The sequence below is a fragment of the Brevibacterium sp. 'Marine' genome (assembly GCF_012844365.1).
Lineage (GTDB): Bacteria > Actinomycetota > Actinomycetes > Actinomycetales > Brevibacteriaceae > Brevibacterium.
Genome location: NZ_CP051626.1, coordinates 899,498 through 914,072 on the forward strand (window position 1 = coordinate 899,498; position 14,575 = coordinate 914,072).

The following is a 14,575-nucleotide window of genomic DNA, read 5'->3' on the forward strand; positions in this document are numbered from 1 at the left end:
AAGACGACCCCGACGCCCCAGGAGACCCTCATGACCACAGCCACCGCAGACACCGCCCCAGACACCACCGCTGACCCCTCCGACCTGCTCAACCTCGCCGGACTCCTCACCGCCGATGAGCTGGCCCTGCGCGCGAAGGTCCGGACCTTCGTCGATGATCGGATCCGCCCGAACATCGCCGACTGGTACGAAAGCGCAACCTTCCCGACCGAGATCGTGGCCGAGATGGGCGAGCTCGGCCTCCTCGGCATGCATCTGCAGGGGTACGGCTGCCCGGGACGTTCCGCCGTCGAATACGGTCTCGCCGCCCTCGAACTCGAGGCCGGTGACTCGGGACTGCGCACCTTCGTCTCCGTGCAGGGATCGCTGGCGATGTCGGCCATCCACAAATTCGGATCCGAAGAGCAGAAGAACCGCTACCTGCCCGGAATGGCCAAAGGAGAGATCATCGGCTGCTTCGGACTGACCGAACCCACCGCCGGATCCGACCCGGCCTCCATGGCCACCACCGCCACCCGCAATGCTGACGGATCGTGGACCCTCAACGGCGCCAAACGGTGGATCGGTCTGGCCTCGATCGCCGATATCGCCGTCATCTGGGCCGCCACCGACGACGGTATCCGCGGCTTCCTCGTGCCCACCGACACCCCCGGTTTCACCGCCACCCCGATCACGCAGAAGCTGTCGATGCGGGCCTCCATCCAGTGCGATATCGACCTGGAAGACGTGGAATTGCCCGCCGAGGCGGTCCTGCCCGAGGTCACGGGCCTGAAGGGTCCGTTCTCCTGCCTCAACGAGGCCCGGTACGGAATCATGTGGGGCGCCATGGGCGCTGCCCGCGACTCCTTCGAAGTCGCTCTCGACTACGCACAGAACCGACTCCAGTTCGACAAGCCGCTCACCGCCTATCAGATCACTCAGGAGAAGCTGGTGAATATGGCCCTCGAGATCCAGAAGGGCACGCTCCTGGCCATCCAGACCGGACGCCTCAAGGATGCCGGCACCCTCGACCCCGTGCAGATCTCCGTCGGCAAACTGAATAACTGCCGCGAAGCCATCGCCATCTGCCGGGAGGCCCGGACGATGCTCGGCGGCAACGGCATCACACTCGAATACTCACCGTTGCGGCACGCGAACAACCTCGAGTCCGTGCGCACCTACGAAGGCACGGACGAGGTCCACACGCTCATCCTCGGCCGCCACATCACCGGCCAGCAGGCCTTCCGCTGAACTGCCCCGGGCACGGTCAACCGGTGCAACCGGTCAGCCGCTGACGAGCGCTCCGCCGACCCACACCTCAGCAGGGGCGCGCAGAACCCCCACGTCATCCCGCGGATCGGTCTCGAAGACCAGCAGATCCGCACGGGCACCGTCGACGATCCGGCCCCGATCGTCCAGTCCGAGCGCAACGGCGGCCCCCGACGTGGCCGACCGGATCGCCTCGGCGACGGTCATCCCTGCCTCGATGAGGTACCCGAGTTCATCGTGCAGCGACGCCCCGTGGGGCACGGGCGCGAACGGCGTCTCATTCGCATCGGTGCCCGCAATGATCCGCGCTCCCGCCGCATGCAGGGCGCGCACATTCGACACAGCGAGCGCGAACGCGGAATCGGCATGATCGCCGAGGCGGGCCTCGGCGATCGCACGCATCATCACCAAGGTGGGGGAGACGATGGTGCCCGTGGTGACGATCCGAGAGATCGTCGCCTCGCTCAGCCGTGCCACGAAAGGGACGTGTGTGAGCACATCGACGCCGGCCGCGAGGCCGCGATCGTACGCCCTCGGTGTGACCGCATGCGCGACGGTGCGCAGCCCCCGGCCGCGGGCTCCGTCGACGAGCGCCCGCAGCGTTTCGACGTCGAGCGCGGGCACCTCGGTGGCGTCCGGGTCCTCGATGATGATCTTGATGAGATCGGCCCCACCGGCCTCCCGCCAGTCGAGGAACCGGTCGGCATCCTCGGGCCCGGTGACACCGGATTCGACGGGGAATCCCATCACCTCGATCTGTGTGCTTCCCGGCGCCGAGGCGGCCGATCCCGCGCTGATGATCGCCGGGATTCCGCGGTCGGACCGGAACTCGTCGACTAACGAGTCCGGATGCGTTCCGAGATCGACGAGTGTCGTCAGTCCCGAGCGAAGCGCGTCGACGAGCGGTGCCCGTGATTTCAGGTGCACATGGGTGTCGATGAGACCGGGCAGGACGTACCTCTCCGCGGCCGCCCCTGTCCCGCCCTCGGCCGGGTAGATCGACGTGATCGTGTCACCGAAGTCGATGTCGACAGGATCCCCGACGGCGGCGTCGCCGTCGATGATGTGTACGTTGCGCAGAATCGTCATGGCTTCACCCTCGTCATCGTAAGCATCGGCAGTCCTCACAATTCCGGGAATCCGACCCCGGTGAGCTCTTCGGACACCGTCCACAGTCGCCGGGCCACCTCGGTGTCGGTGGACTTCGCCGAACGGGATGCGAATCCCGGTTTTCCGCGGATCTCGAACGGACCGGTCGGTCCGATGTAACTGTCTCCGGGCAGGTCGGCGACAGCGGCACAGAGGATCGGCCGGGCCCCGTTCTGCTCGCTCTGGGCGACCACCCGGGTGAACGCGCGGCTGACTCGGGCGTCCAAGGAGCCGTCATCGCTGGTGGAGAAGAGGTTCGTCGCCGCCATTCCCGGGTGGGCTGCCGTCGCGATCACCGAGGATGAATGCTCGGACAGTCGACGCTGGAGTTCATTGGTGAAGAGCAGATTCGCCAGCTTCGACTGGCCATAGGCGGCCATCGGTCGATACGGTCGCCGCCTCCACTGGAGGTCGTCGAAGTCGATCGTGCCGAACCGGTGGGCAATCGAGGAGACGGTGACGATGCGCTCACGCACCTGCGGCAGCAGCAGGTTCGTCAGGGCGAAATGACCGAGGTGGTTCGTCCCGAACTGCGATTCGAATCCGTCGACGGTCCGGAACAGGGGAGGGATCATGATCCCGGCATTGTTGATGAGGAGATCGATCGGTGCGGTGAATTCCGCAGCGAAGTCGCGCACCGAGGACAGGTCGGCGAGGTCGAGGTCGCGCACCTCGGTGCTGCCGGGCATCGTCGCTGCGGCGGCCTCACCCTTCGCACGATTGCGCACGGCCAGGACGACATGAGCGCCCCGCCCCGCCAGCACGCGTGCGGCGACCCGGCCGAGTCCGCTGTTCGCGCCGGTGATGAGGGCCGTGCGCCCCGTGAGATCGGGAATGCCGTAGTCGATCGGAGAAGTCATGAGGTCATCCTAGGGGCCCGCCCTGGCAGTCGGCTGTTCATCCGAGCCGCCACCTCACCGAATTTGTTAGGGTAGCCTTCGTGCCGAAGACCCCTGAAACCGGGGCGCAGCTGCTGCGCCGATCCGCCCGCCGGCGTATTCGCCCTCTGCTCGGCGGCGCCGCCACGCTCTCACTGTGGCAGGTCTGTGAAGCCCTCGTCCCGGTGGCGATCGGCATCATCGTCGACCGCGCGATCATCCCGCTCTCGCTGCCCGGACTCATCGTCTCGGTCCTCGGCCTCGGTCTCCTCTTCACGATCCTCAGCCTCGGCTACCGCTTCGGCGCGCGCCTGTGCAACGCCGCCCGCGAACACGAAGCCCATGCCCTGCGCGTCGAGATCACCCACGCCGCCCTGACCGCATCACACCTGCCACCCGACCGGACATCGGGGGAGGTGCTCTCGATCGCCTCCGCCGATGCCGACACCGCTGCCACGTCCTTCCAGCAGGCCGGCCGCGGCATCGCCTCGGTGCTGGGCATGATCACCGCGGCGGTCTTCCTTCTCATCGCCGACCCCGTGACCGGACTCGTCGTCCTCGTTGCCGTGCCCATCGGGCTCATCATCGTCGCTCTGCCCGGCCGCTCGGTGTCCGCGAAGGCCACCGCCCAGCTCGACGCCGTCGCCTCCGCGGGACGCTCGGCGTCCGACCTCATGCACGGACTGCGCGTGGTCAAGGCGATGGGAGGTGAGCCGTGGGCGGTGCGTCGCTACCGGACCACCTCCGATGCGGCCGCCGACGCCGGCATCGCCACAGGTGAGAGGACCGGACGCCTGGCCGGGCTCGGTGCGCTCGTCATGTCCGCGGTGCTGGCGATCGTCCTCATCGTCGCAGGTCTGCGTCTCATCGACGGTCAGATGAGCGTCGGGGCGCTGATCGGCATCCTCGGCATGACCGCCTTTCTCACCGAACCCATGCGCGCACTCGCCGAGATCGTCGGCCTCTTCGCCCAATCCCACGGCGCCGCCGAACGGATCGCCCGCCTGCTCGGCGACATCGACGCCCCGGACGACGCCCGCGATGGAACGGACACCATCACCGAGGCGGCCCCCACCACCCGTAACACCGCCGACAACCGCCCGAGCGTCACCACCACCGAATCCGGAATCACCATCACCGGATGGCCGACGAACGGCGATGCCGTCGAACTCACCACCGCCGGCGGCACACTGACCTGCATCGTCTCCGAGGATGCCGAGGACGCAGCGGTACTGCGGTCGGCGCTGACCTCCCATGCCCGGACCCTCGGCCCCGCTCGGATGCTCGTCGCACCCCACGACGTCGACCTGTTCGAAGGCACCATCGGATCGAACATCACCATGGTCGTCGCCGACGACCGTTCAGACACCGGCGACCGCGCAGTCGACCGCGCAACCGATCACCGGCCGATCCCGGCCGAGGTACTCACCGCCTCGGGAGCCGACGAACTGCTCGACCTCGTCGACGGGGGACTCGACTACCGGATCCAGGAGCTCGGCGGGAACCTCTCCGGCGGTCAGCGCCAGCGCGTCGCACTGGCTCGTGCACTGAACGCCGACCCCGAGATCCTCGTCCTCGTCGAACCCACCACCGCCGTCGACGCCGTCACCGAGGCGAAGATCGCCCACGGACTCTGCCGACTGCGCCGCCGGACACGGGATCGAGCCACGATCATCCTCACCTCCTCACCGGCCTTCCTCGCCGCCGCCGACACCGTCGTCTATCGCCCGACGTCCGGCCCGCTGCTCATCGGTTCTCATGCCGACCTGCTCGAGGCAGACACCGACAGCGCCGACGCCTACAGAGGCGCGGTGACCCGATGACGACGCCGACGCAGACCACCCTGACGATCGCCTCCCGACGTCGCTCCTTCGCTCATCTGGCTCCGCTGCTGCGCCGCAGAGCCGGCTGGATCGTCCTCCTCGTCATCGCCGGTTCGGCCAATGCCGGGGCCGGCCTCGTCGGGCCGTGGGCGATCGGCCGCCTCGTCGACGAACTCCCCGCCGGAGCGGGCCCCGAACTCGTCTGGACGTGCGCCGTCGCCGTCGCGATCGCCGGCATCGTCATGGCCGCGGGAACGTGGATCGGTGCGTGGGCGCTCGCCCGCATCGCCATGCCCGTCGTCGCCGAACTGCGCACCGAGGTTGTCGACTCGGCGCTATCCCTCGAGTCCCAGCGGATCGAGGTCACCGGCACCGGAGACCTCGTCTCCCGCGTCGCCGACGACTCCCGGAAGATCGGTGAGGCCGCCGGCCAAGTGCTGCCGCTCGTCGTCGAATCCCTTCTCGTCGTCATCGTCTCCGCCGCAGGTCTGGCCGCCATCGACTGGCGCCTCGGGCTGACCGGGCTCGTCGCCGTGCCGATGTACTGGCTCACCCTGCGCTGGTATCTGCCCCGGTCGGAACCCATCTACAAGGAGGAACGCGCAGCCTTCGGCCGGCGTGCCGGGCGTCTGCTCGGCGGGCTCACCGGGGGTGCGACCCTGCGCGCCTACCGCGCCGAGGCCGGAGAGATGCGTCGCATCGACTCCGCTTCCGCGCACGCCCGCGATCTGTCGATCGACGTCTTCCGGTTCCTCACCCGCGCCTTCGGCCGCAACAATCGCGCCGAGGCGGTCGTGCTCTCCCTGCTGCTCATCGCCGGTTTCGCCCTCGTCTGGTTCGGCGAGTCCACTGCCGGAGCCGTGACCACGGCGGCTCTGGTCTTCCACCGTCTCTTCAACCCCATCGGTGCCCTCGTCGGGCTCTTCGACCAGGTCCAGTCGGCCGGGGCTTCCCTGACCCGCATGGTCGGAGTCATCGACGAGGCAGCCACCGCGCCGAGCCGATCGACCCGGGCCGCTCCCGCCGCCCCGTGGCTCGTGCTCGAGGATCTGTGGTTCTCCTACGACGCGGACCCGGATACGGACAATCACGTGCTGCGCGGCGTGAACCTGAGCATCGCCCCTGGTGAGCACGTTGCCGTCGTCGGCACCACCGGTGCCGGGAAGACGACGCTGGCGAAGATCGCCGCGGGACTCTCCGCTCCCGGTCACGGACGGGCACGGCTGACCGACGGCGGGGCCGCCTCGGCGAATGAGGTGGATGTGGGATCGCTGGACGAATCCGTGCTGCGCCGGCACATCGCCATGGTCGCGCAGGAGGTCCACACCTTCTCCGGCAGCCTGCGCGACAACGTCTCCCTGCCGAGTCCGGATGCGACCGATGACGAGGTCAGCACGGCCCTGACCACGGTCGGTGCGGGCTGGGCGCGATCCCTGCCCAACGGCCTCGACACGCAGATCGGGGAGGGCGGGGTCCGTCTGTCTGCGGTCCAGGAGCAGACGCTCGCTCTGGCCCGTCTCGTCCTCGCCGACCCGGACTTCGCGATCCTCGACGAAGCCACCGCCGAGGCGGGATCGGCCGGAGCCCATGCCCTCGAATCCTCCGCCGAGGCGGCCCTTGCCGGCCGTGGTGCGCTCATCGTCGCGCACCGGCTCAGCCAGGCCGAGAAGGCCGATCGGATCCTCGTCATGGAGCACGGACGCGTCGTCGAGGAAGGCACCCACCACGACCTCGTTGCCGCAGGCGGTCGCTACGCGCGATTGTGGGAGGCTTGGTCGGGCTGAGACCGTGGCCCAGCAGGCGTCATCAGCTCAGGCCGAGGACTGCGGTGGCGATCGTGAAGTAGAGGATGAGACCCGTGGCATCGCAGAACGTGGAGATGAATGGGTTGGAGAACACCGCGGGGTCGGCCCCGACCTTCTTCGCGATGATCGGCATCAGTCCGCCCACTGTTGCGGCCATCATGCACACCGACAGCAGCGTCAGCCCGATGACCAGGCCGATCGCCCAGCCGTAGACGAGGCCGGCGACGCAGAAACCGAGAACTCCGAGAACCGCACCCAACAGCGCCCCGACGCGCAGCTCTCGCCAGATCACGCGGCCGAGATCTCGGATGCGCACCTCTCCGACAGCCAGGGCCCGGGTGACGGTGGTGGCCGCCTGGTTGCCGGTGTTGCCGCCGGTGCCGGTGAGCAGGGGAATGAAGAGGGCGAGGACGACGACCTGATCGAGCCGGTCCTCATAGACTTCGAGGACCTGGACGGTGAGGATCGCAGACACGGCGAGGACGAGCAGCCACACGATGCGGCTCTTGACCAGTCGCATGATGGTCGAGGACAGGTAGGAGCGATCCAACGGTTCCGTGCCGGAACCGCGGGCGATATCCTCGGCGTCCTCCTCGTCGATGATGTCGAGGACGTCATCCATGGTGAGGATGCCGACGAGGCGGTCTTCCTGGTCGGTCACCGGCATCGCGATGAGCCGGTGGGAGAGGAACTCGCGAGCGGCCTCCTCACGGTCGGTCAGCGCATGTGTGCTGATCGAGTCGCGGACCATGTCCTCGATGATCGTGTCCTCGTCGACGGCGATGAGGTTGCGCAGGGACACGACTCCGCGCAGCACCCGGCCGGGTCCGACGACGGGCAGGAGATAGACGGTCTCGGGTCCGTCGATGCGGGCGCGCACGACCTCCATCGCCTGAGCCGCCGTCCAATCCTCGTGGATGCCGAGGACCTCCGGCGACATGTAGCGGCCGATCGCGGACTTCGGGTAGCCGAGGACGGCCGAGGTCATCGCCCGCTCGTCCGGGGTCAGCCCCTTCATCAGACGACTGGCGACTCCGGCGGGCAGCTCTCCGAAGAGTTCGGCCCGGTCATCGGGGTCGAGGCCGTCGACGATGTCGGCAACCTCGGGTTCGCGGAGGTTGCCGATGAGTTCGGCCTGGTACGCCGGAGGCAGATCCTCGAAGACATCGAGGGCCTCTTCCTTCGTCAGCACCCGGAAGAGCATCGCGGACTGAAGCGGCGTCGAAGTATGGACGAGGCGGCCGATCTCGGCACGCGGCACCTGCCGGGCAAGTGCTGCGATCTCGTCGAGGGTGGACGAATCGATTCGGCCGGTCAGTGCGGATTCGAGTCGGTCGGCCGCCTCGGTGCCCTCTGTCAATTCGGCCACGCATGCCCCCTCACCTCGGACGGAAACTCCCGCCCTCAACCTTAGGCCATGCGTGGTGCAGTCCAGGCTGGGCGGCAGAACGCGAAGCCGGGACATTTCGGGAATCACGAAACGACACAGCCCTACGATGAGGACATGACGAGGAGATTCCCTGAGTCCGCACCGAATATCGCCGCCCTGGCATCGGCCATCGCCGACCCCACGCGCGTGATGATCTGTGCCAGCCTTCTCGACGGGCGGGCGTGGACGCTCACCGAACTCTCCCGCGCCCTGTCGATTCCGATGTCGTCGTTGTCCGACCACGTCAGCATCCTCGTCGACCACGAGGTCCTCACCGAACGACGTCAGGGCAAGCACCGCTACGTCCAGATCGCCTCGACCGACATTGCGGACTGGTTGGAACACACGGGGGCTCTCGCCGGAGATCATGTGGCCGCCGCACCGTCCTTGGCGGCGAAGACCCGCGACCGTCAGCTGCTCGAGGCACGAACCTGCTACAGGCACATCGCAGGCCGGCTCGGCACTCAGCTCTTCTCCGCCCTGATGCAGCGAGAATGGATCGGTGAGTCCATGACCGTGACCGCAGAAGGCCGGACCGGCCTCGCCGAGGCGTTCGGCGTGGTCGTCGGTCAACGCTCGTCATCCCCACGCCCGATGGTGCGCCGGTGCCTCGATTGGACGGAACGGCGCTCGCACCTCGGCGGGGTCTTAGGCGACGACATCTGCCGGACGTTCTTCGACCGTGAGTGGATTGTCAGACGGCCGAACTCGCGGGCGCTGAAGATCGCCCCGGAAGGGCGTGAACACCTCGACTGGGTGCTCGCGGCACGAAAGGATCGGCTCTGACTGACACAGTGACAGCCTTCCGCGACCTGCACACACCGGGCGACCCGTTCATCCTGCCCTGTGCGTGGGACGTGGCCAGTGCTCAGCTCTTCGCCGAGGCGGGGCATGCGGCCATCGGGACCACAAGTCTGGGAGTCGCGGCGGGCATCGGCGCCGCCGACGAGGACCGGGAAACTCTGTCGGCTACCGCACGTCTCGTCGCCGCCGTCCGCGCAGCAGTTCCCGAACTGCCGCTGACCTGCGATTTCGAAGACGGATATGGTGACGGTCCCGAATCCGTCGTCGGCGTCGTACGCGAATCATTCGCCGCCGACCCCGAGGTTGGCCTCATCATCGACGGCATCAACATCCAGGACTCACCACAGGGGCGGATGAGCGAGCCCGGAGTCCTCGCGGCCAAGGTGACGGCGATCAAGGAAGCCTTCCCCGCTCTGTTCGTCAACGCTCGGATCGATACATTCTGGCTCGGCCGGGACAGCCTCGGCGAGGTCACCTGCCGCATCGACGCCTATACCGCTGCCGGTGCCGATGGCATCTTCGTCCCAGGGGACCTCGACCTCACAACGGTTGAGGCGATCACCGGCCACAGCCGGGTCCCGGTGAATGTGCTGGCCAGTACGCGATATCCAGGGTCGACACTCGCCGAGGCAGGGGTCGGGCGGATCAGCACCGGATCACTGCTCTACCGGGCGGCGATGTCGGAAGCGATGCGGTCGCTCGCCGTCCTCGATGGCGATGAGCCGGCGGAGATCACGAGTGTGCTGTCCTACCAGGCGTTCTCCGACCTGAACCGGCCTCAGTCCTCCTGATACGAGTCGTCGATGACTTCGGGCATGCCGTCGATGACCGAGACCTGCTCGGTCCCGTCATCGGCCAGGGCATCGACATCGAGGTCATCCCCGTCGAGCTCGGCGACCTCGAAGTCGTCATCGCCGTCGGAGACCATCTCGTCGCCGACGCGGTTTCCCTGTTCCGCTGCGGGCGACTGATCGGTGTTGAACTCGTCCGAGAGGTCGGGGGCCTCGTTCTCGTCTTCCCAGCCGGCGTCGTCGACGAGCACATCGTCGGCGCCTTCGATGCCGGTCCCTTCGGGTCCCTCCGCGCCGGGTTCGACGGGGGCGTCGCCGGGTTCGTCATCGATGTCTGAATCGATGTCGGAGTCGGCGTCGACCTGGTCGGCCTCGGCCTCGGCGGCGCTGAGTTCGGGATCATCCAACTCATCGGCCGTCGGTTCGTCGAGTTCGGGATCATCGAGGATGGGGTCGTCTTCCAGCCGGTCTGCTGCATCCGCGTCGAACTCGCTCATGATCTCTCCTTCACTCGCAATCAGGGTCGGGCCCTCATTCTGACACGTCGTTCGGTCGCAGGCCATGGGGGTCAGGATCATTTCCGGTCAAAACGGTCCTTCCACTCCTGCCAGTCCCACTGGGCCAGAAACTTCTCTCCGGCCATTCGGCCCGACGAGATGAGGTCGAGCTTGTCATCGTCAGTGAGGGCGAAGTCCGTGCTGCTGTGTCCGGTGGTGTCGACGAACACCGTCCTCTCGGTCACCGAGGGGTCATCGATGTGCCGCCGGTCGTGGGCGTTGATCATCGTCGACAGCACGGACTTCGCGTATTGGTACGTCGTCGCGTTGGGCCGCCATTCCGCGGCCGCTGTCTGCCGGGCCGAGAGCATCACACCGAAGGTCGGCCACCGTGCTGGAAACGCATCCTTGCGGTCGAAGACGTCGACGGGAAAGTTCGAGAGCAGACCGCCGTCGGCACCGAGCACGGAGTCCCCGCCGGCAACACTCGGTTGGGCAGGCAGAGCCCGCGGGCGGAAGAAGAACGGGCTGGCCGCCGACGCACACACCGCCTCGGCGACGGACTGACTGTCCGCATCGACGCCGAGGGCCTCGTCGTAGTCCCAGGGCAGGCGGAGCATACGGCCGCGGGAGACGTCGGAGACGATGACGACGAGTCGATACGACCGCTCCGGGCCGGCCGCGCTGTTCGGATCCTCGAGCTTGAGGTCACCCCACGTGCGCACTCCCTGATCGGCCAATGCCGAAGCGAGGAAATCGTGGAGCGCCTGCCCCACATACATCCCCTTGTGCACCAGCAGTCCCTGCACTCTGCCCAGCCAGGGGACGAGGCGGAATGCAGGAGACAGGTCCTCGAATTCGGTGAAATCCTGTTCGAGGACCTTCTCTCGCAGCGAATGCGGGCCGATGCCCGCCGCGGTCAGCGCGCCGACGATGGCCCCGGCCGAGGTGCCGGCGATCCGGTGGAAGTCATAGCCGCCGTCGGCAAGGGCTTCGACTGCGCCGACCAGTCCCGGCAGCTTCGCCCCGCCGCCCTCGAGGACGAGATCGGTCATCGCCATGCCGGCTCCTTCCCGTGTATCCCTGATCCCATTGTGGACCCGAAGCGCGGGAGCGGCGGGGACGCACCGGGTGAGTCTGCCTCAGACTCCTGCCGGCTGGCGTCTGCGTGCCGCACGACGGCTGCGGAAGCTGCCGTTGCCGGTCCGACCGGTGAAGTGGTCCATCGTCTGGTTGACGCCGAGGAAGTCCATGACCTTGTCAAACGCGCGGGTCGGCAGGAGACGGGCGCCCGGGACCAATCGGACGAGTGAGGGCATGACCAGCTGCTCCCGACCGGATTCGATCGAGTCGATGACCTGGGTGGACACGTTGTTCTCTTCGAGGATCGGCAGCAGCCGGGGGAACTTCGTCTGGACGCCGGCGAACATCCCCGTGTTGATGTAGAACGGGCAGACGACGAGGGTGTTGACTCGGCTGTCTTCTGTGCGCAGCTCTCCGCGCAGCGACTCGGTGAAGCCGACAGCGGCCCATTTGCTCGCCGAGTAGTCGGTCTGCTTGGTCACGCCTGTCAGTCCGGCAGCGCTGGCGATGGTGACGATCGAGCCGTGGTTGCGTGCCCGAATGCCGGGTAGGAACGCCTTCGTCGTCCAGTACAGCGCCAGGGTGTTGACGTCGAAGGTGCGTCGGATCGCGGCCTCGTCGGCGTCGAGGAGCTTCTTGCCGGTGACGACACCGGCGCAGTTGACGAGGATGTCGATGTCGCCGACGTCCTGAGCGGTGGAGGCGACCTGAGCGGAGTCTCCGACATTGACGGAGTAGGCGCGGGCGCGAACACCCTTGGCTTCGACCTCCTGGCGGACTGCCTCACCGCTCTCAGTCGAGAGGTCCCAGATGATGACCTCGGAGGCTCCGCGGTCAGCGGCTTCGAGAGCCATGAGCCGACCGATTCCGCTTCCGGCCCCGGTGATGAGGATGCGGCTGCCGGCGATCGTCGTTCCACGCGTCATGTCTATGCGTCCTTGCAGTTAGGTGTCAGTGCCGTCGGTCTCGAAGCGAACCCGCCCAAGCGGGTCCCACGAGATGTTACTCAACAGTACATCAGTGTGCTGTAGGTCACGCAAGGGCGGGTTCGTCAATCGCCGGTCTCCCGGGGCGGTCAGCTCTCCTTCATCCCCTTCTGGATGAGGTCCATCACCGAGGAGTCCGCGAGAGTCGTGACATCGCCGACCTCGCGATTCTCGGCCACGTCCTTGAGCAGTCGACGCATGATCTTGCCCGACCGGGTCTTCGGCAGATCGGGCACGATCATGATCGAGCGCGGAGTCGCGATCGGGCCGATCGAGGACCGCACATGACCTCGCAGCTCACCCACGACATCGTCCCCGCCGTCGTCCGCACTCTCCCTGAGGATGACGAATGCCTCGATCGCCTGACCGGTCATCTCGTCTCTCGCCCCGACCACGGCCGCCTCGGCGACCTTCGGATGGGCGACGAGGGCGGACTCGATCTCCGCGGTCGACATCCGGTGCCCGGAGACGTTGAGGACGTCGTCGACGCGGCCGAGGACCCAGAAGTCGCCGTCGCGGTCGATCTTCGCCCCGTCCCCGGCGAAGTACACGTCCGGGTACTGCGACCAGTAGGTCTTCTTGAACCGTTCGTCATCGCCCCACAGGGTGCGCAGCATCGACGGCCACGGCTCCTTGATGACGAGGTAGCCGCCGTTTCCGGGTTCGACCGAGTTGCCCTCGTCGTCGTAGACGTCGGCGACGATGCCGGGCAGCGGGCGCATCGCCGATCCCGGCTTCGTCTCGGTCACGCCCGGCAGGGGACTGATGAGGATGCTGCCGTTCTCCGTCTGCCACCAGGTGTCGACGACGGGGCAGCTATTCCCGCCGATGTGTTCGCGGTACCACATCCACGCTTCGGGATTGATCGGCTCACCGACGCTGCCGAGCAGTCGCAGGCTGGACAGGTCGTACTGGGCGGGGATGTCGCGACCCCATTTCATGAACGACCGGATGGCCGTCGGGGCGCAGTAGAGGATGGAGACCTTGTACTTCTGCACGATCTCCCACCACCGTCCCCGGTGCGGGGTGTCCGGTGTTCCCTCATAGAGCACCGAGGTGGCCCCATTGGCCAGCGGACCGTAGACGATGTATGAGTGGCCGGTCACCCAGCCGATGTCCGCGGCCGTCCAATAGACGTCCGTCTCCGGTTTGATGTCGAAGACCGCCCAATGCGTGAACGAGGTCCCGACGAGGTAGCCGCCGGTGGTGTGCATGATGCCCTTGGGTTTTCCGGTCGTGCCCGAGGAATACATGATGTAGAGCGGATGCTCGGCATCGAAGGCCTCCGCGGTGTGGGTCTCCGGCTGTCGATCGACGACCTCGTGCCACCACAGATCACGGTCGTCATTCCAGTCCACGTCCTGGCCGGTGCGGCGGACGACGAGGACATTGCGCACCTCGGGGCAGTCGTCCATCGCCTCGTCGACGACGGACTTGAGGCCCGAGGGCTTGCCCTTGCGATAGCCGCCGTCGGCGGTGATGACGAACTCGACTCCGCAGTCCTTGACGCGATCGGCGATCGCCGAGGCGGAGAAGCCGCCGAAGATGACCGTGTGCGGGGCGCCGAGGCGGGCGCAGGCGAGCATGGCGAACACCGTCTCGGGGATCATCGGCATGTAGATCGCGACGCGGTCGCCGGTCCCCACCCCGAGTTCGGTGAGCGCATTCGCGGTCTTCGAGACCTCGCGCAGCAGATCGGAGTACGTGATGGTGCGGGTGTCGCCGGATTCGCCTTCGAAGTAGTAGGCCACGCGATCGCCGAGGCCGTTCTCGACGTGGCGGTCGACGCAGTTGTAGGCGGCATTGAGCTTGCCGCCGGTGAACCACTTCGCGAAGGGCTTCTCCGACCAGTCGAGGACCGTGTCGAAGGGAGTCTCCCAGCTGATGCGCTGTGCCTGCTCGGCCCAGTAGCCGATCCGGTCGGCCGCGGCCTTGTCGTACTCGTCGGCCTTCGCATTCGCATTCGCGGCGAATTCCGCCGGGGGTGGGAAAGCCCTGTCCTCGTGGCTGAGTTCCTGAATCGTCGGATTGTTCGTCATCGTGCTCTCCTTTCACCCGGCACCACCACGACGTGGGCGGGTC

At 67.1% G+C, this 14,575-nt stretch carries 12 protein-coding genes; 5 read left to right on the forward strand and 7 right to left on the reverse strand.

Annotation, left to right across the window (positions count from 1 at the left end; genetic code table 11):
- The first annotated feature begins 30 nt into the window (after positions 1–30).
- Positions 31–1,230, forward strand: a complete 1,200-nt coding sequence (locus tag HF684_RS03860) for an acyl-CoA dehydrogenase family protein (RefSeq protein ID WP_169251425.1) — start codon at positions 31–33, stop codon at positions 1,228–1,230.
- Between the two features lie 33 nt (positions 1,231–1,263).
- Here HF684_RS03860 and HF684_RS03865 read toward each other — a convergent pair whose 3' ends face one another.
- A complete protein-coding gene (locus HF684_RS03865; RefSeq protein WP_169251426.1) occupies positions 1,264–2,337 on the reverse strand; it encodes an amidohydrolase family protein in 1,074 nt (357 codons plus the stop codon).
- Between the two features lie 35 nt (positions 2,338–2,372).
- Positions 2,373–3,257 carry an oxidoreductase gene (locus HF684_RS03870; RefSeq protein ID WP_169251427.1) on the reverse strand — a complete coding sequence of 295 codons (885 nt, stop codon included), beginning with the start codon at positions 3,255–3,257 and terminating at the stop codon, positions 2,373–2,375.
- 80 nt (positions 3,258–3,337) lie between these two features.
- Here HF684_RS03870 and HF684_RS03875 point away from each other — a divergent pair, with 80 nt between their 5' ends.
- On the forward strand, positions 3,338–5,098 hold the full coding sequence (locus HF684_RS03875; RefSeq protein WP_169251428.1) for an ABC transporter ATP-binding protein: 1,761 nt from the start codon (positions 3,338–3,340) through the stop codon (positions 5,096–5,098).
- Positions 5,095–6,882: an ABC transporter ATP-binding protein gene (locus HF684_RS03880; protein WP_169251429.1), complete on the forward strand. Its 1,788-nt coding sequence runs from the start codon at positions 5,095–5,097 to the stop codon at positions 6,880–6,882. The genes HF684_RS03875 and HF684_RS03880 overlap by 4 nt, the downstream gene beginning before the upstream one ends.
- A 22-nt stretch (positions 6,883–6,904) precedes the next feature.
- Here HF684_RS03880 and mgtE read toward each other — a convergent pair whose 3' ends face one another.
- Complete coding sequence (gene mgtE, locus HF684_RS03885; protein ID WP_169251430.1) at positions 6,905–8,272, reverse strand: magnesium transporter; 1,368 nt, start codon at positions 8,270–8,272, stop codon at positions 6,905–6,907.
- Positions 8,273–8,407: 135 nt separating this feature from the next.
- Here mgtE and HF684_RS03890 point away from each other — a divergent pair, with 135 nt between their 5' ends.
- Complete coding sequence (locus HF684_RS03890) at positions 8,408–9,118, forward strand: helix-turn-helix domain-containing protein (RefSeq protein WP_169251431.1); 711 nt, start codon at positions 8,408–8,410, stop codon at positions 9,116–9,118.
- 8 nt (positions 9,119–9,126) lie between these two features.
- Complete coding sequence (locus HF684_RS03895; RefSeq protein WP_169251432.1) at positions 9,127–9,927, forward strand: isocitrate lyase/phosphoenolpyruvate mutase family protein; 801 nt, start codon at positions 9,127–9,129, stop codon at positions 9,925–9,927.
- Here the strand turns inward: HF684_RS03895 and HF684_RS03900 are convergent.
- From HF684_RS03900 to acs, 4 genes are all read right to left on the reverse strand, one after another.
- On the reverse strand, positions 9,915–10,424 hold the full coding sequence (locus HF684_RS03900; RefSeq protein ID WP_169251433.1) for a hypothetical protein: 510 nt from the start codon (positions 10,422–10,424) through the stop codon (positions 9,915–9,917). The genes HF684_RS03895 and HF684_RS03900 overlap by 13 nt on opposite strands.
- Positions 10,425–10,501: 77 nt before the next feature.
- Entirely contained in the window at positions 10,502–11,485 is a 984-nt protein-coding gene (locus HF684_RS03905) for a patatin-like phospholipase family protein (RefSeq protein WP_169251434.1), read from the reverse strand.
- 81 nt (positions 11,486–11,566) lie between these two features.
- Entirely contained in the window at positions 11,567–12,433 is an 867-nt protein-coding gene (locus HF684_RS03910; protein ID WP_169251435.1) for an SDR family oxidoreductase, read from the reverse strand.
- A gap of 149 nt (positions 12,434–12,582) precedes the next feature.
- Positions 12,583–14,532: an acetate--CoA ligase gene (gene acs, locus HF684_RS03915; RefSeq protein ID WP_169251436.1), complete on the reverse strand. Its 1,950-nt coding sequence runs from the start codon at positions 14,530–14,532 to the stop codon at positions 12,583–12,585.
- Between the last annotated feature and the right edge of the window lie 43 nt (positions 14,533–14,575).